Source organism: uncultured Neptuniibacter sp., assembly GCF_947498015.1.
GTDB lineage: Bacteria > Pseudomonadota > Gammaproteobacteria > Pseudomonadales > Balneatricaceae > Neptuniibacter.
Genome location: NZ_CANMIR010000002.1, coordinates 270,573 through 293,167, shown reverse-complemented (window position 1 = coordinate 293,167; position 22,595 = coordinate 270,573). Strand labels below are relative to the sequence as shown.

The 22,595-nt window shown below is 46.6% G+C and carries 18 protein-coding genes; 11 read left to right on the top strand and 7 right to left on the bottom strand.

The genetic code is table 11. From position 1 onward, the window contains the following. Positions 1–18 precede the first annotated feature (18 nt). From rpsA to Q0882_RS03600, 6 genes are all read left to right on the top strand, one after another. A complete protein-coding gene (gene rpsA / locus Q0882_RS03625; RefSeq protein ID WP_299178202.1) occupies positions 19–1,707 on the top strand; it encodes a 30S ribosomal protein S1 in 1,689 nt (562 codons plus the stop codon). A 32-nt stretch (positions 1,708–1,739) separates the two neighbouring features. Then, complete coding sequence (locus tag Q0882_RS03620; protein WP_299178200.1) at positions 1,740–2,030, top strand: integration host factor subunit beta; 291 nt, start codon at positions 1,740–1,742, stop codon at positions 2,028–2,030. Between the two features lie 19 nt (positions 2,031–2,049). Further along, positions 2,050–2,355 carry a LapA family protein gene (locus tag Q0882_RS03615; protein ID WP_299178198.1) on the top strand — a complete coding sequence of 102 codons (306 nt, stop codon included), beginning with the start codon at positions 2,050–2,052 and terminating at the stop codon, positions 2,353–2,355. Continuing rightward, positions 2,345–3,535, top strand: a complete 1,191-nt coding sequence (lapB, locus tag Q0882_RS03610; protein WP_299178196.1) for a lipopolysaccharide assembly protein LapB — start codon at positions 2,345–2,347, stop codon at positions 3,533–3,535. Before Q0882_RS03615 ends, lapB begins: the two co-directional genes overlap by 11 nt. Positions 3,536–3,551: 16 nt before the next feature. Next, positions 3,552–4,262, top strand: a complete 711-nt coding sequence (gene pyrF, locus Q0882_RS03605; protein ID WP_299178194.1) for an orotidine-5'-phosphate decarboxylase — start codon at positions 3,552–3,554, stop codon at positions 4,260–4,262. Positions 4,263–4,340: 78 nt separating this feature from the next. Further along, positions 4,341–4,637 (top strand): helix-hairpin-helix domain-containing protein, encoded by a 297-nt coding sequence (locus Q0882_RS03600; RefSeq protein ID WP_299178192.1) that lies wholly within the window; start codon positions 4,341–4,343, stop codon positions 4,635–4,637. Here the strand turns inward: Q0882_RS03600 and Q0882_RS03595 are convergent. From Q0882_RS03595 to Q0882_RS03565, 7 genes are all read right to left on the bottom strand, one after another. Continuing rightward, positions 4,629–5,549 carry an ROK family protein gene (locus tag Q0882_RS03595; RefSeq protein ID WP_299178190.1) on the bottom strand — a complete coding sequence of 307 codons (921 nt, stop codon included), beginning with the start codon at positions 5,547–5,549 and terminating at the stop codon, positions 4,629–4,631. The genes Q0882_RS03600 and Q0882_RS03595 overlap by 9 nt on opposite strands. Positions 5,550–5,577: 28 nt before the next feature. Continuing rightward, positions 5,578–6,468 carry an AEC family transporter gene (locus Q0882_RS03590; RefSeq protein WP_299178187.1) on the bottom strand — a complete coding sequence of 297 codons (891 nt, stop codon included), beginning with the start codon at positions 6,466–6,468 and terminating at the stop codon, positions 5,578–5,580. Positions 6,469–6,510: 42 nt separating this feature from the next. Then, positions 6,511–6,999, bottom strand: coding sequence for a universal stress protein (locus Q0882_RS03585; RefSeq protein ID WP_299178182.1), 489 nt, complete (start codon positions 6,997–6,999; stop codon positions 6,511–6,513). Between the two features lie 27 nt (positions 7,000–7,026). Then, positions 7,027–9,900 carry an FAD-binding and (Fe-S)-binding domain-containing protein gene (locus Q0882_RS03580; protein WP_299178180.1) on the bottom strand — a complete coding sequence of 958 codons (2,874 nt, stop codon included), beginning with the start codon at positions 9,898–9,900 and terminating at the stop codon, positions 7,027–7,029. 110 nt (positions 9,901–10,010) lie between these two features. Next, complete coding sequence (locus Q0882_RS03575; protein WP_299178176.1) at positions 10,011–11,393, bottom strand: TRAP transporter large permease subunit; 1,383 nt, start codon at positions 11,391–11,393, stop codon at positions 10,011–10,013. Beyond that, complete coding sequence (locus Q0882_RS03570; RefSeq protein WP_299178173.1) at positions 11,393–11,920, bottom strand: TRAP transporter small permease subunit; 528 nt, start codon at positions 11,918–11,920, stop codon at positions 11,393–11,395. Before Q0882_RS03570 ends, Q0882_RS03575 begins: the two co-directional genes overlap by 1 nt. A 186-nt stretch (positions 11,921–12,106) precedes the next feature. Beyond that, complete coding sequence (locus Q0882_RS03565) at positions 12,107–13,177, bottom strand: TRAP transporter substrate-binding protein (protein ID WP_299178170.1); 1,071 nt, start codon at positions 13,175–13,177, stop codon at positions 12,107–12,109. A 357-nt stretch (positions 13,178–13,534) separates the two neighbouring features. Here Q0882_RS03565 and pdhR point away from each other — a divergent pair, with 357 nt between their 5' ends. From pdhR to Q0882_RS03540, 5 genes are all read left to right on the top strand, one after another. Next, the gene (gene pdhR / locus Q0882_RS03560; RefSeq protein WP_299178168.1) at positions 13,535–14,302 is read left to right on the top strand and encodes a pyruvate dehydrogenase complex transcriptional repressor PdhR; all 768 of its coding nucleotides are present in this window, start codon (positions 13,535–13,537) and stop codon (positions 14,300–14,302) included. Between the two features lie 232 nt (positions 14,303–14,534). Next, on the top strand, positions 14,535–17,195 hold the full coding sequence (aceE, locus tag Q0882_RS03555) for a pyruvate dehydrogenase (acetyl-transferring), homodimeric type (protein WP_299178165.1): 2,661 nt from the start codon (positions 14,535–14,537) through the stop codon (positions 17,193–17,195). Between the two features lie 45 nt (positions 17,196–17,240). Then, positions 17,241–19,178 (top strand): dihydrolipoyllysine-residue acetyltransferase, encoded by a 1,938-nt coding sequence (gene aceF / locus Q0882_RS03550; RefSeq protein WP_299178161.1) that lies wholly within the window; start codon positions 17,241–17,243, stop codon positions 19,176–19,178. A gap of 312 nt (positions 19,179–19,490) precedes the next feature. Beyond that, a complete protein-coding gene (locus tag Q0882_RS03545; protein WP_299178160.1) occupies positions 19,491–20,828 on the top strand; it encodes a UDP-glucose/GDP-mannose dehydrogenase family protein in 1,338 nt (445 codons plus the stop codon). 344 nt (positions 20,829–21,172) lie between these two features. Further along, a complete protein-coding gene (locus Q0882_RS03540; protein WP_299178159.1) occupies positions 21,173–22,582 on the top strand; it encodes a mannose-1-phosphate guanylyltransferase/mannose-6-phosphate isomerase in 1,410 nt (469 codons plus the stop codon). Positions 22,583–22,595 lie beyond the last annotated feature (13 nt).

Sequence of the window (22,595 nt, the reverse complement as noted above, 5' to 3'; positions counted from 1 at the left end):
AGAAAGCGGGATATGATTATGAGCGAAAGCTTTGCTGAACTGTTTGAAGAGAGCCTTCAGACACTGGAGATGGCTCCTGGAGCCATTGTGACAGGCACAGTAATTGCGATTGAGGATGATTATGTCATCGTCAACGCAGGGCTTAAATCTGAAGGTGTTATCCCGCGACAGCAGTTCCTTGATGAACAGGGCGAGCTAACGATCGCCGTTGGTTCAGAGGTTAAGTTGGCGTTGGAAGCTGTTGAAGACGGCTTCGGTTCAACTCAGCTCTCCCGCGAAAAGGCGAAACGAGCAGAAGCCTGGATCGAATTGGAAGCAGCGTATGCAGCCGATGAGATCGTTAAAGGGCATATCACGGGTAAAGTTCGTGGTGGCTTCACCGTTACTGTTAACTCTATTAACGCATTCCTTCCTGGTTCACTGGTTGACGTGCGCCCTCTCCGAGATACCTCGCATCTGGAATCCCAAGAGCTTGAATTTAAGCTCGTTAAGCTTGATGCCAAGCGTAATAATATTGTTGTTTCCCGAAGAGCTGTTCTTGAAGCTGCGTATAGCGTGGAACGGGAGAAGTTACTCTCAAGCCTGAAGGAAGGCGTAGTTCTCAAAGGTATTGTAAAAAATATTACCGATTACGGCGCATTTATCGACCTGGGCGGAGTCGATGGCTTATTGCATATTACCGATATCGCGTGGAAGCGTGTAAAGCACCCCAGCGTGGCTTTAACGGTTGGTGAAGAGATTGATGTACAGGTTCTGCGTTTTGATAAAGAACGTAACCGTGTCTCCTTAGGCGTCAAACAGCTGACTGATGATCCATGGACCCAGCTCATTTCCAATTACACTGTCGGAACAAAAGCGACGGCGAAGGTCACCAATCTGACAGACTACGGTTGTTTTGCAGAGATTGAGAATGGTATTGAGGGCTTGATCCATGTATCGGAGATGGATTGGACGAATAAAAATGTTCACCCCTCCAAAATAGTTCAGGTTGGAGATGAAGTTGATGTCATGATTCTTGATATCGATATGGAACGTCGTCGTATCTCTCTCGGTATGAAACAGTGTAAGCCCAATCCTTGGCAGGAATTCTCAACTAACTTCAACAAAGGTGACCGCCTTAGCGGCCGGATCCGTTCCATTACAGATTTTGGCGTGTTTATTGGTTTAGAGGGTGGTATTGATGGGTTGGTGCACTTGTCAGATCTCTCCTGGGAGGATGATGGTGCGGCTGCTGTCAAAGAGTATAAGAAAGGTGATGAAGTCGAGGCGGTAGTCCTTTCTGTCGATGCAGACCGAGAGCGTATTGCTCTCGGTATCAAGCAACTTGATTCTGATCCATTTGTTTCGTTTGCTGACCAGTATAATAAAGGAACTGTCGTTAAGGGGACGGTTTCAGAAGTCACTGATAAAGCTGTAGCTGTTAATCTTGCTGATGGGATTATGGCGCAGTTAAGAATTGCTGATGTTTCCAGAGATCGGGTTGATAATCTGACTGAGCTTTTTACGGTGGGTGATGATCTGGAAGCGATGATCAGCAATATTGATCGTCGTAACCGATCGATAATGTTGTCGATTAAGCAGATGGAGATCGAGCAGGAAAAACAGGCTATGAATAAAATCAGCAAACAATCTGAAACTGAGATATCAGGTCCTACAACCATAGGGGAGCTGATCAAGGCACAGATGAAAAAAGGCGAGCCTAAATAGCTTGTGGCCTCAGGGGATAAGGAGTATGAAGTATGACTAAATCTGAGTTGATAGAGATTCTTGTAGATCGACATGAGCAGCTTTCAGTGAAAGATATTGAGCTTTCAGTGAAAACTATGCTGGATCATATGACTGAATCCCTGTCTCAGGGGCATAGGATCGAGATCCGAGGTTTCGGTAGTTTTTCACTGCACTATCGGGCACCCAGAACTGGGCGAAACCCTAAAACTGGAGAATCTGTTTCTCTGGATGCTAAATTTGTTCCGCACTTCAAGCCTGGTAAAGAGTTGCGTGAGCAGGTTAATGAGTCAATAACCAATTAATTTCTGAGGTTTTATACCAGTGCGATTTTTAAAAACATTGATTGTCGGTTTGCTCTGTTTAACAGTTTTGCTTATAGGCATCATGTTCACTATCCATAACACAGAAAAAGTTGCCATCGATCTCGTGTTTTTCCAGTTGCCGGAAGCTAGTTTGTCTGTTTGGCTGATTGCTACGTTTGTCCTCGGCGGGATCTTGGGGGTGGCACTTAGCATCATGACCGTTCTGATGTTGAGAACTCGTTTAGGCTCTGCACGTCGTAAGATTGCGAGTACGCAGAAAGAGCTTGATCAATTGAGAGTTGCCAACCTCAAAGATGCCGCTTAATTTCGAGAACTACCTTCTTATTATCCCTCTCTTTCTAGCAATCGGCATTGGTTGGTTGTTGGGAAGACGTGATGTAAAAAAAAGGTTATCCAGACCCCAGAATTCACTCAGTCATGAATACTTTACCGGTTTGGATTACCTTCTAAATGAAAAAATGGATGAAGCGATTGAAAGCTTTATCCGTGCTTTAGAGATCAACTCAGATACAATTCCTGCCCACCTTTCCCTAGCTAAATTATTTCGGCGTAAAGGGGATGTTGATCGGGCGATCCAGATCCACCAGACACTGCTGGCGAGGCCGGACCTGAATCGTGCCGATTTTATGCGAATTCAGATGGCTCTGGCGCGTGATTATTATGCAGTAGGTTTGCTTGATCGTGCGGAGAATCTATTACAGGACTTAATCAAGGCGCCCTCACCTAAAAAAACCCAAAGTAAAGCACTCAGCCTGCTCATTAAGTTGTACGAGAAAGAGGGAGAGTGGGAGCAGGCACTTGCAACTGCTGAAAAACTATCTACTGAAGAGCGCAAACGTATTTCCACAGAGCTTGCTCATTACTGTTGTGAGTTAGTAGAAACGGCGTTGTCAGAAAAACAGCTAAAGCGGGCACGTGACTATCTGCGGAAGGCAAGTTCATATGATCCTGAAAACGTACGTATCAGTCTGCTGCAGTCAGGTATTGCGATGCAAGCTCAGCAGTGGAAACAGGCGATTAAATATCTTAAATCAGTAGGTAAACAGGATAAGTTGTTTGTTTCCGAAACGATTCCAGATCTGAAACGCTGTTTCGAAGAAACAGGGGATATCGATGAGTATATTTCCTATTTACGTACCAGTCTGGCTCAGTCTCCGTCTACTACGGCGATAATAGCCCTGGCAGAACAGATTAAAAATGAACGGGGTATCTATGCCGCCGGGAGTTTTATCACTGAGGAGTTAAAGCGCAGGCCCTCAGTAAAAGGTTTTAATAGTCTGATAGATCTTCATATAGAATATGGATCTGAAAGTGCTAGAGATAGCCTTAAAGTCTTGCGCGGCCTTACGGGGCAGCTTGAACTATCGAAGCCGGTTTATCGCTGTAATAACTGTGGTTTTTCAGGCAGAACGCTTTTATGGCAGTGCCCGTCATGTAAACAGTGGGGCACTACAAAACCAATCCAGGGACTGGAAGGTGAATAATTGATAGAGAATGTATATGTCACTTGATAAAAAACGGGTAATTGTTGCTCTGGATTATCCAGATATGAAGCAGGCTTTAGCAATGGCAGATCAGCTAGATCCTGCTCGTTGCCGTGTTAAGGTGGGTAAGGAGCTATTCACCCGCTGTGGACCCGCTGTTGTGGAATCTCTGCAGCAAACCGGTTTTGATGTGTTTTTGGATCTCAAATTTCACGATATTCCTAACACCACAGCAAAAGCAGTGCGCGCGGCAGCGGAGATGGGGGTATGGATGGTCAATGTTCATGCTTCAGGCGGACGGAGAATGATGGAGGCTGCCCGAAACGAACTTGAACAGGTGAAGGGCAGTGATACGTTGCTGATTGCAGTGACAGTACTGACCAGTATGGAACGGCAGGATCTGGCGGAGCTTGGGCTTGATATTGATCCTCTGGAACAGGTTAAGAGGTTAGCGAAACTCACCGAACAAAGTGGTCTTCACGGTATTGTATGCTCCGCACAAGAGGTAAGGCCTTTACGTGACGTGATCTCCCCAGAATTTAAGCTGGTTACACCGGGTATCCGTCCAGCTGATGCGGATGTAGGTGATCAGAAGCGGATCATGACGCCGGCTGAAGCGATCCAGGCGGGGAGTGACTATTTGGTGATAGGCAGACCAATAACAAAGGCTGAGTCACCTGTTAAGTCATTAGAGAAAATAGATAGTGAATTAGCACCATTGCTTTAGTGCAGAAGTCACGTTATAAATGAATCTGGCACTATGGATGGTGTCAGTTCTTAACCCAAAATGTAAAAGGAACTTACAATGAAATTACGTTCAATTCGAACGCTTCTTCTGGCGTTTATCTGTCTGTTTACCCTCCCTGCTTTTGCTGAAATCGATATCAACCAAGCCACTGCGACTGAACTATCCGATGGGCTTTCCGGTATTGGTGAACGTAAAGCTGAGGCCATTATCGCTTACCGCGAGGCACATGGCCCGTTTCAGTCTATCGAGCAATTAGCTGAAGTGAAGGGGATAGGAGCAGCGACCATTGAGAAAAACCGTAGCGTGATTACCTTAGGTCTGCCTAAGGAAGATAAAACCCAACCCTCAGATTAAGAGTTGATTTAGCCAGGCGGCTCCACGTACACCACTGGAGTCGCCATGTTGTGCTTGTTTAACAGGGGTATTCAGCTGATCAGAAAAGGCATATTTTGACATTCTTGTGTGGAGCTCAGAATAGATCATCTGCTGATTAGACATGCCGCCTCCTAATACAATGACGTCGGGGTCGAGGATGTTTATTACAGAGGCTAATGCCTTAGCTAGCTGCTCAATATAGAGTAAGGCGTGATCAAGAGCTGATTGCTCCCCTTGGGACGCAGCTGACCATATAGAGGCCGATGATAGCCACTTTCCGTAGATCTCCTGATAGGCTTTTTCAAAGCCGGGTCCTGATAGAAACGTTTCTATACAGTTTTCTTTGCCGCAGTAGCACTTTCGTCCAGGTAAATCAGATTCCTCTAACCACGGTAATGAATTGTGCCCCCATTCACCGGTAATAGCATTGGGCCCTGAAAGTGGAGAGCCATTAATAATAATGCCGCCACCAACTCCGGTACCAAGAATAACGCCAAATACGCTGTGGTATCCCGCACCACTACCATCATAAGCTTCGGAAAGGGCAAAGCAATCTGCATCGTTAGCAATAACTACCGGGCGTCCTAGCTTTTCCTCAAGGTCAGTATTCAGGTGTTTTCCGATTAGCCAGGTTGAATTCGCATTCTTTACTAAGCCTGTTGCGGGAGATATAGCGCCTGGAATACCGATGCCTATACTTTGGGCTTGTATATTGCAGGCCAGCTCAGCGTTTTCGATTAAGTGAGCTATGACATCAAGGGTCTCTAAGTACTTTCCTTGAGGTGTAGGGAGGCGTTCCCTATAAAGAATTTCGTTGTGCTGTGTTAACACGATAACTTCAATTTTCGTACCGCCGAGATCGATCCCTATCTGTTCCTTGTTGGAGTTCATCTCTGTGATCTCTTTTATCTGTAGAAGGTTACAGAACAAAGGCTAAGGTAGTGGGAATAAAGAGTAAACTACCCATGTTGCCAAGTAACACAATCGAAGCGACCTGCTGAGGTTCCTGATTGTATCGTTCTGCAATCATGTAATTGAGAACGGCGGGGGGAAGTGCGCCAAATACGATCAGATAAGCAAACTGTGTTGGGTCTAAATTTAAAAACTGCTGACAGATCAAAGCGATCGCAATCCCACTAACAGGGCATAATACTGCGCTGATAGAGCCAATTTTCCAGTGAGTAAAGTCAACGCTGGTCATTCTCACACCCAGTGCAAACAGCATAAGTGGAATGGCAATTTGTCCGAGCATCTCAATAAAAGTATGAACTGATTTAGGGATAGGCAGATCAAAACCGCTCCAGATGAGGCCTAGAATGGTCGCTAAAATCATTGGCATGCGCAGTAAGTTGAGTAGTCTGGTCCTGTGATCGAGTATGTAAATTCCCAACGTAAAATGGAGCACGTTTTCAACAAGAAACAGGATTACGGCAGCTTGAAGTGCATTTTCACCGAAGGCTAAAACAATCAGTGGTATACCCAGATTACCACTGTTACTGAACATCATCGGAGGAATGAGGGTTTTTGGGTGTACGTTTAACAGTTTGCAGAGGGGAAAGAGTAATACCCCTGAGCCAATAACAACGCATGCCGCGCCGACAGCTAAAGACTGGTATTTAACAAGATCAAAGGATTCAGCGGACAGAACCGCAAAGATAAGTGCGGGGACAAAAACATCGATATTGATCTGATTGGCCACATTCATATCGGGACTGCGGCGCCGGGCATAAAAAAAACCCACGGTGACAATAGCCACCAGTGGGAATACGGTCAGGAAAATTCGTTCTATCAACAGGCCTTGTGCTTCCATCAAAAATTACTCCCTTTCAAAATGCGCAAGGCCAGATTGGCATTATGTATAGTCTTTACCTGTTGGGACGGTCAGAACAGGTACTTTGGCACTCCGCATGACCTGCTGACTGGTATGGCTATGATGCCCGAATCGGTTTTCGGCTCCAAGTACGATCATATCTGCTTTCACTGCGGTTGCCGCTTCCAGTATAGAGTCTGTGTGATTTCCTTCAGCAACTTTGTAATCAACTGTAATTGAGATCTCCTGATTCAAGCTAGAAAGCTCTTCGGCCCAGAAGTTTTCAATTCGAGACTGCATTGTTTTATGGATCTCCTGGATCCCCTCATCGTGCATCTGTTTGATCAGGTCTTCAGAGACATAGTTCTGAATCAGTGCATGGCCCATTTCGCCCATAGGTTCAACAACATGCAGCATGACAATTTTGGCATTATTCAATGCTGCAAGTTTAACTGCCTGGCGAAATACTGGACGTGTATGCTTGCCTAATGAAGTTGCATACAAAATGGTGTTAATTTCAGGAAGTGCCATCGTTTGAATCCTCTTTTAAATGACAGATCAAAGCTGAGTTGCAGAGATCTGCGCGTTTTCCTGATTATCATTGTCACTGCAATGTTTAGGTTGGCTCTGGCGATCAATAAGGTAGATGATTGACTTATAGTCGATACCACTATGATGCGTTAAACCGATCTCACACGTGCGGCTGGTTGAGTAGCCTTCATTACATTCTTTAACCTGATCTTTGAGTGTGCGCAGTGATGACGCATTTAATTCAGGAGTACTGAAACCTTTATCACCGGCAAAGCCACAACAGGTGATCTGATCCGGAATTAACACCTTATTTGAACAGGCCTTAGCGATACGTTTAAGTTTCTCAGTCTGCCCCATTCGAGTCGCGCTGCAGGTGATATGCAGTGCAATCTCTTCATCTGATGGTGTGAAGATCAGGCGATCCATGACAAATTCATCGATAAAGTCGACGGTATCGTAAAGTTTAATACGTTCGTCAATATTTTCTTTAAGCCTCAAACTGCAGGGGCTGGTATCTGAATATACGGGTATTCTGCCATTGTCTGTATGCTTTAGTATAAGCTCTTCAGTTTGTTTCGCTTTGTATTCAGCTGCATCAAACATGCCTTTGGATTGGAAGGGCATTCCACAACAAAGGTCATCAAGACCCTCGGGCACGATAACGTTAAAACCTGCTTTTCGAAGCAGCTGAATTGTTTTATCAGCCAGAGGCGTTTGATCTCGTTCGCCTCTGGATGGCGCCATAGTTCTGCTTGCGCAGCTTGGAAGGTAAACCACCTCAGGCCCCCTGTGATCAGGGTTGGGTAGGGTAGGTTTTATTTTTGGTGCAGCCTTAGGCATCGCGGGGGTCCACTGCTGGACTATGCCGCCTGTCGCTTTGCGTGCAAGGCCTGTAATCGCTGACATCGCTTTTGTGCCGATCACGGCATGTGTAGTGTCAGCAACCTTGAATGTTGCGCGTGTTGCTGAGGTCAATCCGCCGTAGTGTTCTGCAAGCCATTGCGCCAGTTTACTATGATTTTCGTTCTTGCGGCTACGTATAGAGCGGGTAAGGTCACCAGTGTTAATACCAACTGGACATGTGGTGGAGCACAGACCGCAGGCCGCACAGGTATCAGTCCCCTGATATTGATACTCTTTTCTCAAAAGAGCCAACCGATCCGGATCTTCTCCTGAAGCCTCCAGACGTGCAATCTCTCGCCATAAAACAATTCGCTGGCGTGGGGTGAGTGTAAGCGCTCGAGAAGGGCATGTAGGTTCACAGAAACCACACTCAATACATTTATCGACCAGCTCATCAGCTGCAGGTAGTGATTTGAGGTTTTCCAGATGGACCTGAGCGTTTTTGTTAAGGATAACGCCTGGATTCAGAATGTTCTTAGGATCAAATAACTCCTTTAACTCCCACATCAGGCGGTAGGCGTCTTCCCCCCATTCCATCTCGACATAGGGTGCCATATTTCGGCCAGTACCATGCTCAGCTTTAAGGGAGCCATCGTATTTGTTGACAACCATTTTACAGACCTCATCCATCAGACCGTCATAGCGATCTATCTCTTCCTGAGTGTCAAATGATTGAGTGAAAACAAAATGCAGATTGCCCTCTAGGGCATGTCCGAAAATGAGTGCCTCAGAGTAGTTCCATTTTGCGAACAGTAAGTGAAGATCATGAACGGCATCCGCCAATTGATCGACAGGAAAGGCTACATCCTCAATGATGACTGTAGTTCCCGTCAGGCGGACAGCACCAACTGCTGGGAACAGCCCCTTGCGGATCGCCCAATACTGAGCATTAACCGTAGGGTCCGTAGAAAATTCAATCGGCTTCGCTGTTTCCAGATCTGCAATGGATGCGGTAATTGCATTCACATGATCGCTTAAAGTATCAGAATCAGCTGCACGTGTTTCAACCAAAAGGGCTGCTGCATCTTCGGGTAACTCTTTAATAAAAGAGGGCATACCCGGCTTGTTTTCGATTGATCGCAGACCTGCACGATCCATCAGCTCAACGGCTGAAACCGGTGTTTTCTTAAGAATAGCGACCGCTTCGCAAGTTGTACGTACGCTGTTGAAAAAGATCAGGGCAGAGGCTTTGTTTGGATGTTCATCAACCGTGTTGTAAGTGATATCAGATATGAAACCGAGTGTGCCTTCTGAGCCGATCATCAGGTGTTGCAATATATCGATCGGATCTTCGTAATCAACCAATGAATTCAGAGCGTAACCGGTTGTGTTTTTAAGTCGGTATTTATGTTCAATACGCTCTCGCAGAACTTGGTTATCACGTGTTTGCCGGGCAAGAGAATCCAAAGAATCAAGGAGCCCCTTATGGGTGTTACGGAATATTCCGATGCTGGCCTTGTCGCCTGTGTCCAGTACAGATCCATCCGCTAGTACTACGCGCACACTGTTCAGGGTACGATAGCTGTTTTGAGCCGTACCACAACACATTCCGCTGGCATTGTTAGCCGCAATGCCCCCAATTTTTGCGGTGTTTATCGATGCTGGGTCGGGTCCAATTTTCTTGTTAAGCGGGGCGAGGTATTTATTGGCATTGCCGCCAATAACACCTGGCTGCAGCTTGATCGTACGGCCATCATCGCTGATCGAATAACTATCCCAACCATCTCCTAGCTGGATCAATACTGAGTCGGTAATCGCCTGACCTGATAAGCTTGTACCCGCTGCACGAAAGGTGACTGGTTTATTATGCAGTTCCGCCAGTTTTACAATACGGATAACTTCCGACTCAGTCTCAGCCCGAACCACAATCTGGGGAATCAGCCGGTAGAAACTAGCATCGGTACCATAAGCTAATGTGCGAAGGGGATCGCTGATTAAACGTGTATCGGGGATGAACTCCCGCAGAGCGTTCAGAAAGTCTTGATAGCCCTGTTTCATTGCAACACCTCACTTTGAAACGGTAGATGAGGGCCGGTGATACCTGATGTTCTATGCAGGTATCACCGGGCCTTAACTTAACTCTGTGAATACAGAGGTTCAGCTTTGCTTTAGCTGTATGCGATGGTCGGTAACCAAAGTACAAGCTGAGGCCAGAACACCAGAATGAGTAGTGCTACCAGCTGAATCATAATGAACGGAATCACACCCTTGTAGATATCAGTGATCTTCACATTCGGAGGGCAAACGCCTTTGAGATAGAAGAGTGCAAACCCAACCGGAGGGGTTAGGAATGAGGTTTGTAATGCCATGGCAACGAGCATCACGAACCAGACTAGCTCGGGGTTATCAATGCCGGGTGCTGTAATATCCAGACCCAGTGCCGAAATAACAGGCGCCAGTAACGGCAGAATAATCAACGTTATTTCGATCCAGTCCAAGAAGAAACCGAGCAGGAAGATGACAGCCAGTATGAAGAAGATGATTCCATAAGGGCCAAACGGCAGACCTGTCAGGAATGATTCGATCATCTCATCCCCACCTAGTTCGCGCAGAACGAGAGCGAAGCAGGTAGCACCGATAAAGATTGCAAAGATGTAAGCGGTTGTATTCATCGTTCCACCGACCACCTCATGTAGCACCTTGAAGCTGAACTTCCGGTTGTACATTGCGAGTAGGGTGGCTCCAAAAGCACCGACACCAGCGGCTTCTGTTGGCGTAGCAATACCGGCGAAGATTGAACCAAGTACAACAACGATCAATAGAACTGTGGGCAGGACATCTTTGAGAACATTCATCACGATGCCAAATGTGACCGGTTTTGCATCATCCGGTACGGGCAGATCACTTGGTTTGATAAGACCGCGTACCAGGATGTAAACAATATAGAACGCGCCGAGCATCAAGCCCGGGAAGACCGCGCCCATAAACAGATCACCAACCGATAAGCCTAACTGATCTGCCATGATAACCAGCATGATACTTGGCGGGATCAGAATACCAAGGGTACCTGCGGAGGCAATGGTACCCAGAGCCAGAGGCATGTTGTACCCCTGTTTGGTCATGGCTGGAAGTGACATGACCGCCAGGAGAACAACAGAAGCTCCGATAATACCGGTAGAGGCGGCTAGAATAATACCAATCGCAGTGACAGTGATCGCAAGGCCACCGTGAACCCGCCCGAAGAGCTCCTGCATCGATTTCATTAATCGTTCGGCAACTCCGGATTTATCCAGCATTATCCCCATAAAGATAAACATGGGTAATGCAACCAGAATCCAATTTTCCATGATGGTCCAGAGACGATTCACCACCAGTCCCAGTGTGGTGTAATCCAGACCCGTCATTGTGTCCATATAAGAGTCAGTAAACTGACCCAGAAACGCAAAGATGATTCCGATGCCGCCCAATACCCAGGCAACAGGAATACCAGTAAATAGTAGTGCGATGAACGACAGGAACATCGCGATTACAAGAATTTCATTCGCATCCATTAGTCGTCACCTTTCAATAGCAAAGTTAGGTCCCGGATAAAGCGGGATATGACAGCCAGCCCCAGTAAGCCAAAGCTAACAGGGATTACACCTTTGATTAGCCAGCGATAGGGCAGGCCAGATGCTGCTTCAGATGACTCATTGACACGATAGGATTCAGAAACAAAATCGAGGCTCTGCATAAAGATGATGACAATAAACGGCATCACCAGAATCGGAATGCTGATCACTTCGATCAGTCGCTTTGTTTTTCCTCTTAAGCGGGAATAGAAAAGGTCGACTCGTATATGTGAATTAGTCGTTTGCGCATAGGAGAGTCCAAACATGACGCCTATGGAGTAAAGGTGCCACTGTAATTCTTCGAGGGCGATAAAGCCGCTGGCAAAACCTTTGCGCAATATAACTTGCAGCATGATTACCAGCACGAGCACTACATACGACCAAGCGATAGTCAGGCCAACACGCTGAATGAATTTATCAATTGCATCAGAAAGTGGCACAGGGGGCAGTTTTTCGTTTTCAGTCACTGAAACTTACCTTCGCTACTTGTCATCGGATTTAATAGTAGTAGGGACATAAACTAAGTAATCCGATGTATTTATAGTTATTGATGGAACCTCATGATTATCTTAAAGATAGCTCAGAGGTAAACAGGGCAGCCTAAGCTGCCCTGTTGAGCTCGGAAGGTTAATTAAACCAACCGAAGGATTGTCTTACTTAGTTGCGCGAGGCAGGAATGCATTTGCTTCCCACAGGTCGTAACCAGTACGGAAAGTGCTCATGTCATCCCATACCTTCTTGAAGAATGGATCTGCAGCAGTTTTCTCTGCAACCACTTCATCCCAGGTAGATTTGAAAGTGTTAAGCATTGTTTCGTTCCAGTAACGAATCTGCACGCCGTTTTCAGCTGCTTTTTGCATCACAGGGAACTGCATCGCTTCACCTTCAGCGATAGCGTTAGTCATAGAAGCTTTACAGGTTGTTTCAACCAGTGCTTTCTGACCTTTGCTCATCTTGCCCCAGGTGTCTTTGTTGATTAGGAGCTCAAAGACTGTTGCTTGCTGATGCCATCCAGGGAAGTAGTTGTACTTGACGATCTTGTGGAAACCAAGACGCTGATCGATAGCAGGCTGAGAGAACTCAGATGCATCAATTGCACCTTTCTCAAGCGCACCGAAAATTTCACCACCCGGCAACTGAACTGTACCTACGCCCAGTTTTTCCATTACGGAAGCACCCAGACCGAAGAAACGCATGTTCAGACCTTTCAGGTCTTCAGGCTTTTCGATTGGCTTTGAGAACCAGCCAGATGTTTCAGGAGAGATGATGGCACACGGAAGAACTTTTACATTGTAGCCAGCCGTGTCGTACATCTCCTGATACAGGTTCATACCGTTGCCGTAATACAACCAAGCCATGTACTCACCTGCTTCAGGACCGAAAGGAACTGCAGAGAACAGTGCCGCTGCTGGCATCTTGCCCTGCCAGTAACCCGCAGTAGAGTAACCGGAATTTACTTTTCCTGAAGATACCGCGTCCAGAATCTCTTTCGGACTAACCAGTTTACCTGGTTCATAGATCTTCATTTTTACTTTGCCATCACTCACAGTTTTTAGCTGGTCAGCAACCCAAACGATTGGAGTGCCCAGTGCTGGAAGGTGAGAGCCAAAAGCGATTGGAGTTTTCAGAAGCAGTTTGTCAGCAGCCTGAACAGGAGCTGTGGTGCCTGCAACAGCAGCAGTAACTACAGCTGCGGAGATCAGAGACTTGGCGAACTTTTTCATGTCACATCCTCTAGAGATTCGTTTTTATATTTAGTATTGAGCCGCTTTGAGCAAAGGATAAATGACCTGTAAGGACCTTTGCTGCAGTGCGTCAATCTCAATTGGTATTACCAATTTACCGTAAGAGACTTCCTACTGTATTTTTTTTGAGCAGGGGATGTCAATATTTTTTTTAAGTTTAATTACTATAGTTCAAAATCCAAACTGGAAAAATTTAAGTAGATATTAAGCAAACTTGTGGGTTTGGAGTGATGATAATGTTGATCTGAAAATAAAAATATTGTCTCCTCTTGTCTTAATGAGAGTGATTGGATTAGTATCAATATTGGTCATACCAATATATTCTGAGTATTGAAGATGAGTTATAACAGGGTTAAACAGCCAAAAATTTCAGATGTGATTATGGAGCAGATGGAGACCATGATCCTGGAGGGGACGCTCAAACCAGGGCAGAAACTTCCACCTGAGCGTGAGTTAGCAAAGCAATTTGAAGTTTCTAGGCCTTCATTGAGAGAAGCTGTGCAGAAATTAGCAGCTAAGGGACTGCTTAACAGTCGCCAGGGAGGGGGGACTTACGTTTCTGAAGATCTGGGAGGTTCATTTTCTGATCCGCTGCTTGAGCTGTTCCGAACTCACCCAGAAGCGCAATATGATCTGCTGGAGTTCCGTCATGCGTTGGAAGGTGTTGCTGCGTATTATGCTGCTTTGAGGAGTACACCTGCTGATAAAGAGGCTATATTACAATGCTATGCAGAGCTACAACGCTATCATGATAGTAAAGAGATTCAAAAAGAGGTCTATGCAGATGTGGACTTCCATCTTGCGATCGCCGCTTCGACCCACAATATGGTGCTTTTGCATATGATGCGTGCGCTTTTTAATCTGCTGCGTGAGCATATTTGGGATAATCTGAAAAATATCTATCCTCGTTCTGATTACAGGGAAAAGATTCATGATCAGCATAAAGTTCTGATGGATGCTATCCTCGAAGGGGATCCTGAAAAGGCACGACAGGCGGCGCATCATCATCTGGCTTATGTTGAGGATGCTCTTTTGGAAGGAGAGAGGGAGAACACCCGGCTTGAGCGTGCTTTGCGACGCGCCAATATTAGTACCGACTTATAAATGTACTAAAACTACAATTTTGTAGTTTAGAGTTAAGATGTTCATGAATTAATAGGTAGTATCAACAAGATTGTAGACAGTTTCGTCATAATTATGTAGTATTACTACAAGATAATTACTATAAGACTTGGCTAGTGGTTCTTTTGTGTCTGTTTATAGGGCGGACAGAGTTGCTGGTTAAAGGTCATAACAAAAAAATTACGCTGCGTTAACTTAGAGTGGAGAGGTCAAAGTGCAAGACATTATTGATGACGTTGATCCAATTGAAACACAAGAGTGGTTGGATGCGCTTGAATCGGTTGCGAAGAATGATGGTGACGACCGAGCAAAATATATTCTTAGAAAGCTAGGTGAGAAAGCGAATGATATTGGTGTTGATTCAGCATCTGCGCTGACAACACCATACCGCAATACGATTTCTGTTAAAGATGAATCACGCATGCCAGGCGACCTGTTTATGGAGCGTCGTATCCGTTCTTTCATTCGTTGGAATGCCATGGCAATGGTTATGCGTGCCAATGACAATGAAGATGGTCTGGGTGGTCATATATCATCTTTCTCCTCATCTGCAACACTGTACGATATCGGTTTTAACTACTTCTTCCGTGGTAATGAAGGTGGTCAGGAATCTGACATGGTCTTCTTCCAGGGGCATATCTCTCCGGGTATCTACTCCCGAGCTTATCTTGAAGGACGTCTGACAGAAGAGCAGATGGATAACTATCGTCGTGAAGTGGACGGTAACGGCCTTTCTTCATACCCGCACCCTTGGTTGATGCCTGACTTCTGGCAATTCCCAACCGTATCTATGGGGCTGGGGCCGATTCAGGCGATCTATCAGGCGCACGTGATGCGTTACCTGTCAGCGCGTGATCTGATCAACCGTGGCGATCGTAAAGTATGGGCGTTCCTGGGTGATGGCGAGTGTGATGAGCCAGAATCTCTCGGTGCTATCTCTCTGGCGGGGCGTGAGCAGCTTGAAAACCTGATCTTCGTAGTTAACTGTAACCTTCAGCGTCTGGATGGCCCGGTACGCGGTAACGGTAAAGTTGTACAAGAGCTTGAAGGTATCTTCCGTGGCGCAGGCTGGAACGTTATCAAATGCCTATGGGGTCGTCATTGGGATGCCCTGTTCGAAAAAGACACTAAAGGTCTTCTGCAGAAGCGCTTTGATGAAGTATGTGACGGTGAGTTGCAGAACTACAAAGCGAACGGCGGTGCATACACGCGTGAGCACTTCTTCGGTAAATACCCAGAGCTTCTGGAACTGGTTGCAGATCTGTCTGATGAAGACATTATGAATCTGAACCGTGGTGGCCATGATCCTTACAAAGTGTTCGCTGCCTACAACGAAGCAGTTAACCATAAAGGTCAGCCTACGGTAATCCTGGCGCAGACTGTAAAAGGTTACGGTACGGGTAAGTCGGGTGAAGCGAAGAACGATACCCACTCTATGAAGAAAGTGGCGATGGATGATCTGAAAGATTTCCGTGACCGCTTTAACATCCCGCTAACGGATGATCAGCTGAAGGAAGTTCCATACTACCGTCCAGCGCCAGATTCACCTGAAATGAAATATATGTTCGAACGCCGTGAAAGCCTGGGTGGTTTCTACCCGGTGCGTCGCACAGAGTTCGAAAAACTGGAAACACCACCACTATCTGATTTCGACGGTCAGTTGAAAGACAGTGGTAAGCGTTCTGCCTCTACCCAGATGGTACTTAACCGTGTGATGAGCACACTGGTTAAAGACAAAAACATGGGTGAGCGTGTAGTGCCAATCGTACCTGATGAAGCACGTACGTTCGGTATGGAAGGTATGTTCCGTCAGTTGGGTATCTACACCTCTGAAGGTCAGCGCTACGTCCCACACGATTCTGACCAGATCATGTTCTACAAAGAGTCTAAGACAGGTCAGATTCTGGAAGAGGGTATCAATGAAGCGGGTGCGATGTCTGCTTGGATGGCTGCGGCTACTTCCTACGCTAACAACAACTGCACCATGGTACCGTTCTACATCTACTACTCTATGTTTGGTTTCCAGCGTGTAATGGACCTGGCGTGGGCTGCAGGTGATATGCAGGCGCGTGGCTTCCTGATCGGTGCAACATCGGGTCGTACAACGCTGAACGGTGAAGGTTTGCAGCACCAGGATGGACACAGCCACCTGATGGCTCAGATGATTCCTAACTGTAAATCCTACGACCCTACTTACGGCTACGAGTTGGCTGTTATTGTTCAGGATGGTATGCGTCGTATGTATCAGGATCAGGAGAACTGCTTCTACTACATCACCACAATGAACGAGAACTACCACCACCCAGCGATGCCTCAGGATGCTGAAGAGGGCATTATTAAAGGTATGTACCTGCTGAAAGAGGGTAAAGACTCTGATAAGAAAGTACAGCTGATGGGCTGTGGCACAATCCTTCGTGAAGTTGAAGCGGCGGCTGAAATACTGAGTGAAGAGTTTGGTGTAGAGTCTGATATCTGGAGTACAACATCGATCAATGAACTGCGTCGCGATGCGATGTCTGTAGCACGTGAGAACATGTTGAACCCAGAAGCTGAACCTAAGAAAGCTTATGTAACTGAATGCATCGAAAGCCGTGGTGAAGGTCCGGTTATCGCATCAACGGATTACATGCGCTCTTACGCTGATCAGCTCCGCGAATACATTCCTCGTAACTTTAAAGTGCTGGGTACGGATGGCTACGGTCGTTCTGATACACGTACTAAGTTGCGTGAATTCTTCGAAGTTAACCGTTACTACGTAGTACTGGCTGCGCTGAGAGCACTCCAGGAAGAAGGCAAGGTTGAAGGCGCTGAAGTTGCCAAAGCCATGCAGAAGTTCAACATCAATCCGGCTAAACCGGCACCGTGGACTGTTTAAGTCTGCGATGAACTTCTTAACAGCTTAGAACTGGAGGAATTCAAAGTGAGTATTATCACAATTACTGTGCCAGACCTGTCAGGTTCCATAGATGTTGATGTTGTTGAAGTGCTGGTTAATGACGGCGACACCATCAGCGAAGGCGACAGCCTGATTGTTCTGGAAACAGATAAAGCATCCATGGAGGTGCCAGCAACCCATAGCGGTGTTGTTGTCTCCATGAAGATCAATGTAGATGATCAGGTTAATGAAGGTGATCTTCTGCTTGAGCTGGATACCGGTGCTGCTGCATCTGCGCCAGCCGCGGAAGAAGTGTCTGCACCAGCTGCAGCGACTGAAGCTGAACCGGCTCCGGCTGCTGCACCAGCAGCGGCTTCAGCTGTAGAAAATGTACTGATCCCGGATCTGTCCGGTGCAACTGATGTAGATGTTGTTGAAGTACTGGTAAAAGACGGCGACACAGTATCTGAAGGCGATAGCCTGATCGTACTGGAAACAGATAAAGCGTCTATGGAAGTACCAGCACCTAAAGATGGTGTCGTTGTTTCCATGAAGATCAACGTTGACGATCAGGTTAACGAAGGCGATCTTCTGATGGAACTGCAGGTAGGTGGTGCAGCTGCACCGGTTGACGCAGCGCCAGCAGCCACCCCAGCTCAGGAAGCGGCTCCTGCTGCTGCACCGGTAGCCGGCGGTAAAGAAAATGTATTGATTCCTGACCTTTCAGGTGCGACTGATGTCGATGTTGTTGAAGTGCTGGTTAAAGACGGCGACAGCGTTGAAGAAGGTGATAGCCTGATCGTACTGGAAACAGACAAGGCTTCTATGGAAGTGCCTGCACCTAAAGCAGGTACGGTTGTTTCCATGAAGATCAATGAAGGCGATACGGTAAACGAGGGTGATCTGCTGCTGGAGCTTGAAGTTTCTGGTGGTATGGCGCCTGCGCCAGCAGCTCCGGCTGCTGCACCGGCAGCGCCAGCTCCTGCGGCTTCAGCGCCATCTGCTCCTGCTAAGGCAGCGTCAGCGGCGGGTAATGTTGATAAAGCAGCCCTGGAGAAGAAAAACAAAACTGTTCATGCGGGCCCGGCAGTACGTGCCATTGCGCGTGAGTTTGGTGTTGATCTGTCTCTGGTATCCGGTACGGGGCGTCGTGGGCGAATTCTTAAAGAAGATGTTCAGGCATACGTTAAGGGAGCATTGAAACAGCTGGCTGAGGCACCAAAAGGTGGTGCTGTAACGGGCGGTTCAGGTATCCCGGCTATCCCAGAAGTGGACTTCAGCAAGTTTGGTGAGATTGAAGTCGAGAAGCTAAGCAAAATTGCTAAAGTGACTCGAGACAATATGAGCCGTTGCTGGTTGAACATCCCGCATGTAACGCAGTTCGACAAAGCCGATATCACTGAACTCGAAGCATTCCGTAAAGATATGAAGGATGAGGCTGCTAAGTCTGGCGTTAAGTTGACGCCGCTGCCATTTATGCTGAAAGCGATTGCGATTGCGCTGAAAGCACATCCTAAGTTCAATGCGTCACTGCATGCTGATGGCGAGCATATCGTTTACAAAAAATATGTAAATATTGGCATGGCGGTAGATACGCCTAACGGACTGATGGTTCCAGTCATCAAAGATGCGGATAAGAAGAGCATCTACGAGTTGTCTAAAGAAGCGATCGAACTGGCTGGTAAAGCTAAGGATCGTAAGCTGAAGCCTGCAGAGATGCAGGGAGCGTGTTTCACAATCTCAAGCCTGGGTGGCATTGGTGGTACAGGCTTCACGCCTATCGTTAATGCGCCTGAGGTTGCGATTCTGGGCGTGTCGAAGGCAGACATCGAACCGCGTTGGAATGGTAAAGAGTTTGAACCACGTAAGATGCTGCCACTGTGCTTGTCTTACGATCATCGTGCAATTAATGGCGGTGATGCAGGTAAGTTCCTGACCTATCTGAACAGTTTACTGAGCGACATTCGTCGCCTGGTGCTGTAACACCCATTTACCAATCCCTTGGCTCAACGCCTCTTCGGAGGCGGTCTTTTTCCAAGGGGGTAGATCAACAAACGGCGACTCTGTGCAGGAGGTCGCCGTTTTTTATGTCTGGATCTATAGAAGTAATCGCCTCGGGATGCGTTCCCTACGGCACTGTCTTTATGAGAGAGCGATGTTGCCTCGCTTCTTGGGTTCCCCGCCTCGAAAACTGCTCATATAAAATCCGAATTTAACCAATCCGTCATTTTTCAGAAACGTCACTTTAGCAATGTCGTCATAAAGTTTTCTCATAGATTTAATAGTGAGAAGCAAATGAAAGTTACTGTCTTTGGAATTGGGTATGTAGGTCTTGTTCAGGCGGCGGTTCTGGCAGATGTTGGTCATGATGTAGTTTGTGTCGATGTTGATGCAGAGAAGGTAGATAACCTAAAGAAAGGGGTTATACCTATCTATGAGCCTGGCCTGACGCCGATTGTCGAGAGTAATTATACTGAGGGACGATTGCGCTTTACGACTGATGCCGAAGAAGGTGTGGCCCATGCAGAAATTCAGTTTATTGCGGTTGGGACGCCTCCTGATGAAGATGGTTCTGCTGATCTGAAGTACGTGCTCTTAGTTGCAGAGACAATTGCAAGGCATATGGACACACCAAAGATCATTGTGGATAAGTCGACAGTGCCTGTTGGCACAGCGGATAAAGTTACAGAAAGAGTGCGCTCTGTATTGAATGCACGCGAAGTTGATATCGAATTCCATGTAGCTTCAAACCCTGAATTCCTAAAGGAGGGGGCGGCTGTCAGTGATTGTATGAAGCCGGACCGAATCGTGATCGGAACAGATAGTACCCATGTAGAAACAGAGATGCGTGAACTCTATTCGGCATTTAACCGTAATCATGACCGTATGATCTTAATGGATGTGAGAAGTGCAGAATTAACAAAATATGCTGCAAACTGCATGCTTGCGACAAAAATTAGCTTCATGAATGAGATATCTAATCTGGCAGAATGCTTGGGGGCGGATATTGAAAATGTCCGCAAGGGTATAGGCTCGGATGAGCGTATTGGTTATCACTTTATCTATGCGGGTTGCGGCTACGGAGGCTCATGCTTCCCAAAAGATGTGCAGGCTTTGATTCGTACGGCAGAGGGTATTGATTATGATGCTCAGCTACTGAAGTCAGTTGAATCAGTTAACTATCGTCAAAAGTCCCTTTTATTCAAGCATGTGAGTAACTATTTCAACGGTAATTTAGAGGGTAAATCGATAGCTGTTTGGGGGCTGTCCTTTAAACCAAAAACCGATGATATGCGTGAGGCAACCAGCCGTGTTTTGATGGAAGCTTTATGGAAAGAGGGTGCAAAAGTGAGGGCGTATGACCCTGAGGCGATGGAGACGGCTCAGGAAATCTATGGGTGCCGTGCGGATCTTGAGCTTTGTGGAACTAAAGAGGGGGCTCTGCAGGGGGCTGACCTGCTTGTAATCTGTACCGAATGGCGAGCGTTCTGGTCTCCAGATTTTGATCTGATCAAAAAATCATTAGTGTGCCCGGTTATCATTGATGGTCGTAATCTTTACGAGCCTGAAGTGGTTGAAAGACATGGCATTGAGTATTATGGAATAGGTAGAGGACGAAGTGTTAAGCGCTAACGATAGTATTGTTAGGAGCAAGAAATGGGGGTAAATGTGCTTATCTATGTATCTCCTTTAGCGTTTTTTTATCTTGAGTAGCTGGTTCCCCTTGTTTTAAATCTGTTACGCGTTTGAGTTGTTCTGAATCGCTTGTATAGCTAGTGTAATATGCGCTGTTATTTCGACCATATATGTTATGGATCATGTTAAAAGAGCATTTGTGATGGTTCTGAGGCTATCTATTGTCAAACGTTGCTGTCGTACTCAGTTTAATGATCAGGCTGTAATGCAAAAACTTACAGGCTATTTTAACGAGTCATGAATACTCTTTACCTGCTTGTAGCTTACTTTAAGGCGATTTAATGCTTCCTGTTATTCTTTGTGGCGGTGGTGGTTCTCGGTTATGGCCGCTGTCTCGAACTTATTTTCCCAAGCAGTTTCATCGTTTGGTCGATCATACTTCGCTCTTACAATCTACCTTGTCGAGGTTGGGTGGGGTTGATGAAGTGACGTTGGTGGCCAATGAGGAACACCGTTTTCTTGTAGCCGAGCAGTTAAGGAGCGCGCAGCTTAAAGCGCGGATTATCTTAGAACCCGAAGGGCGTAATACTGCTCCAGCAATAGCGTTAGCTGCTTTGGATGCTCAGGCGCGCGGGCTGTTGGATGAGGTGATGTTGGTACTTCCCGCTGATCATCATATCGAAGACCCGGATACCTTTATGCAGCAGGTGGCTCAGGCTGGTTCTCTTGCCTCTGAGGGATATGTGGTGACATTGGCGGTTCCACCAGATAGAGCAGAAACTGGCTACGGTTACCTGCTTCTGTCTGAGAGGGACTCAGAGAGCTTTTGGGTGGATCGTTTTATCGAAAAACCAGATCTAACTACCGCTAAAGAGTTGTTTCTGGATGATCGCTTCCAATGGAATAGTGGTATCTATCTATTTACCGCACGGTGCTACCTTGAAGCGTTAAGGCGGTTTGCTCCTGATATTCTGGATCTTTGTATAGAAGCCTCTGCTGATACTCAACATGACATGGATTTTATACGTATCAATTCTGATCTGTTTAAGCGTTGTCGAAGTTGCTCGATAGACTTTGCGATTATGGAGCCCCTATGCCTTGAAGAAAAAAGCAGTGTTATCGCGCTTTCAATAGGCTCGCCCTGGAGTGATCTTGGCGGTTGGGAAGCGTTATGGCGTATTGGGAAAAAGGATGATAAACAAAATGTCGTTAAAGGGGATGTGGTTGCCCACCAGACCAGTAACTCACTGATTATGTCTGGGGACCGATTGGTCGCAGCGGTTGGCGTCGATGAGTTATTGATAGTGGATACTGAGGATGCCTTGTTGGTTGCTGGTAAGCATGCGGTCGGTGACGTTAAGCGGGTGATAGATACATTGAAAGCATCTGGACGAGGGGAGCTGGATTATCATCGGGAGGTTTTTCGGCCATGGGGGAAATATGAGCTGGTTGCATCGGGGATGGGGTACCAGATCAAGCGTATCACTGTGAACCCTGGGGCTAGCCTCTCTTTGCAGCGTCATCGTCATAGGGCTGAACACTGGGTTGTTGTTCAGGGAGATGCTGAGGTGCGAAGAGGTGAGGATCTGTTTTGTGTTACAGAGAATCAATCAACCTATATTCCTCAGGGAGTTGTGCACTCTTTGAAGAATAAGAGCGATGTGGCGCTAATAATGGTTGAGATTCAGACTGGTAGCTATCTTGATGAAGATGATATTGAGCGCTTTGATGATGAGTATGGTCGTGCTTAGATCTAATTTCCAG

Bases quoted from the DNA above. Each gene is read 5' to 3' on its own strand.
- rpsA (WP_299178202.1), top strand. From the start codon at position 19: ATGAGCGAAAGCTTTGCTGAACTGTTTGAAGAGAGCCTTCAGACACTG.
- Q0882_RS03620 (WP_299178200.1), top strand. From the start codon at position 1,740: ATGACTAAATCTGAGTTGATAGAGATTCTTGTAGATCGACATGAGCAG.
- lapB (WP_299178196.1), top strand. From the start codon at position 2,345: ATGCCGCTTAATTTCGAGAACTACCTTCTTATTATCCCTCTCTTTCTA.
- pyrF (WP_299178194.1), top strand. From the start codon at position 3,552: ATGTCACTTGATAAAAAACGGGTAATTGTTGCTCTGGATTATCCAGAT.
- Q0882_RS03600 (WP_299178192.1), top strand. From the start codon at position 4,341: ATGAAATTACGTTCAATTCGAACGCTTCTTCTGGCGTTTATCTGTCTG.
- Q0882_RS03595 (WP_299178190.1), bottom strand. From the start codon at position 5,549: ATGAACTCCAACAAGGAACAGATAGGGATCGATCTCGGCGGTACGAAA.
- Q0882_RS03590 (WP_299178187.1), bottom strand. From the start codon at position 6,468: ATGGAAGCACAAGGCCTGTTGATAGAACGAATTTTCCTGACCGTATTC.
- Q0882_RS03585 (WP_299178182.1), bottom strand. From the start codon at position 6,999: ATGGCACTTCCTGAAATTAACACCATTTTGTATGCAACTTCATTAGGC.
- Q0882_RS03580 (WP_299178180.1), bottom strand. From the start codon at position 9,900: ATGAAACAGGGCTATCAAGACTTTCTGAACGCTCTGCGGGAGTTCATC.
- Q0882_RS03575 (WP_299178176.1), bottom strand. From the start codon at position 11,393: ATGGATGCGAATGAAATTCTTGTAATCGCGATGTTCCTGTCGTTCATC.
- Q0882_RS03565 (WP_299178170.1), bottom strand. From the start codon at position 13,177: ATGAAAAAGTTCGCCAAGTCTCTGATCTCCGCAGCTGTAGTTACTGCT.
- pdhR (WP_299178168.1), top strand. From the start codon at position 13,535: ATGAGTTATAACAGGGTTAAACAGCCAAAAATTTCAGATGTGATTATG.
- Q0882_RS03545 (WP_299178160.1), top strand. From the start codon at position 19,491: ATGAAAGTTACTGTCTTTGGAATTGGGTATGTAGGTCTTGTTCAGGCG.
- Q0882_RS03540 (WP_299178159.1), top strand. From the start codon at position 21,173: ATGCTTCCTGTTATTCTTTGTGGCGGTGGTGGTTCTCGGTTATGGCCG.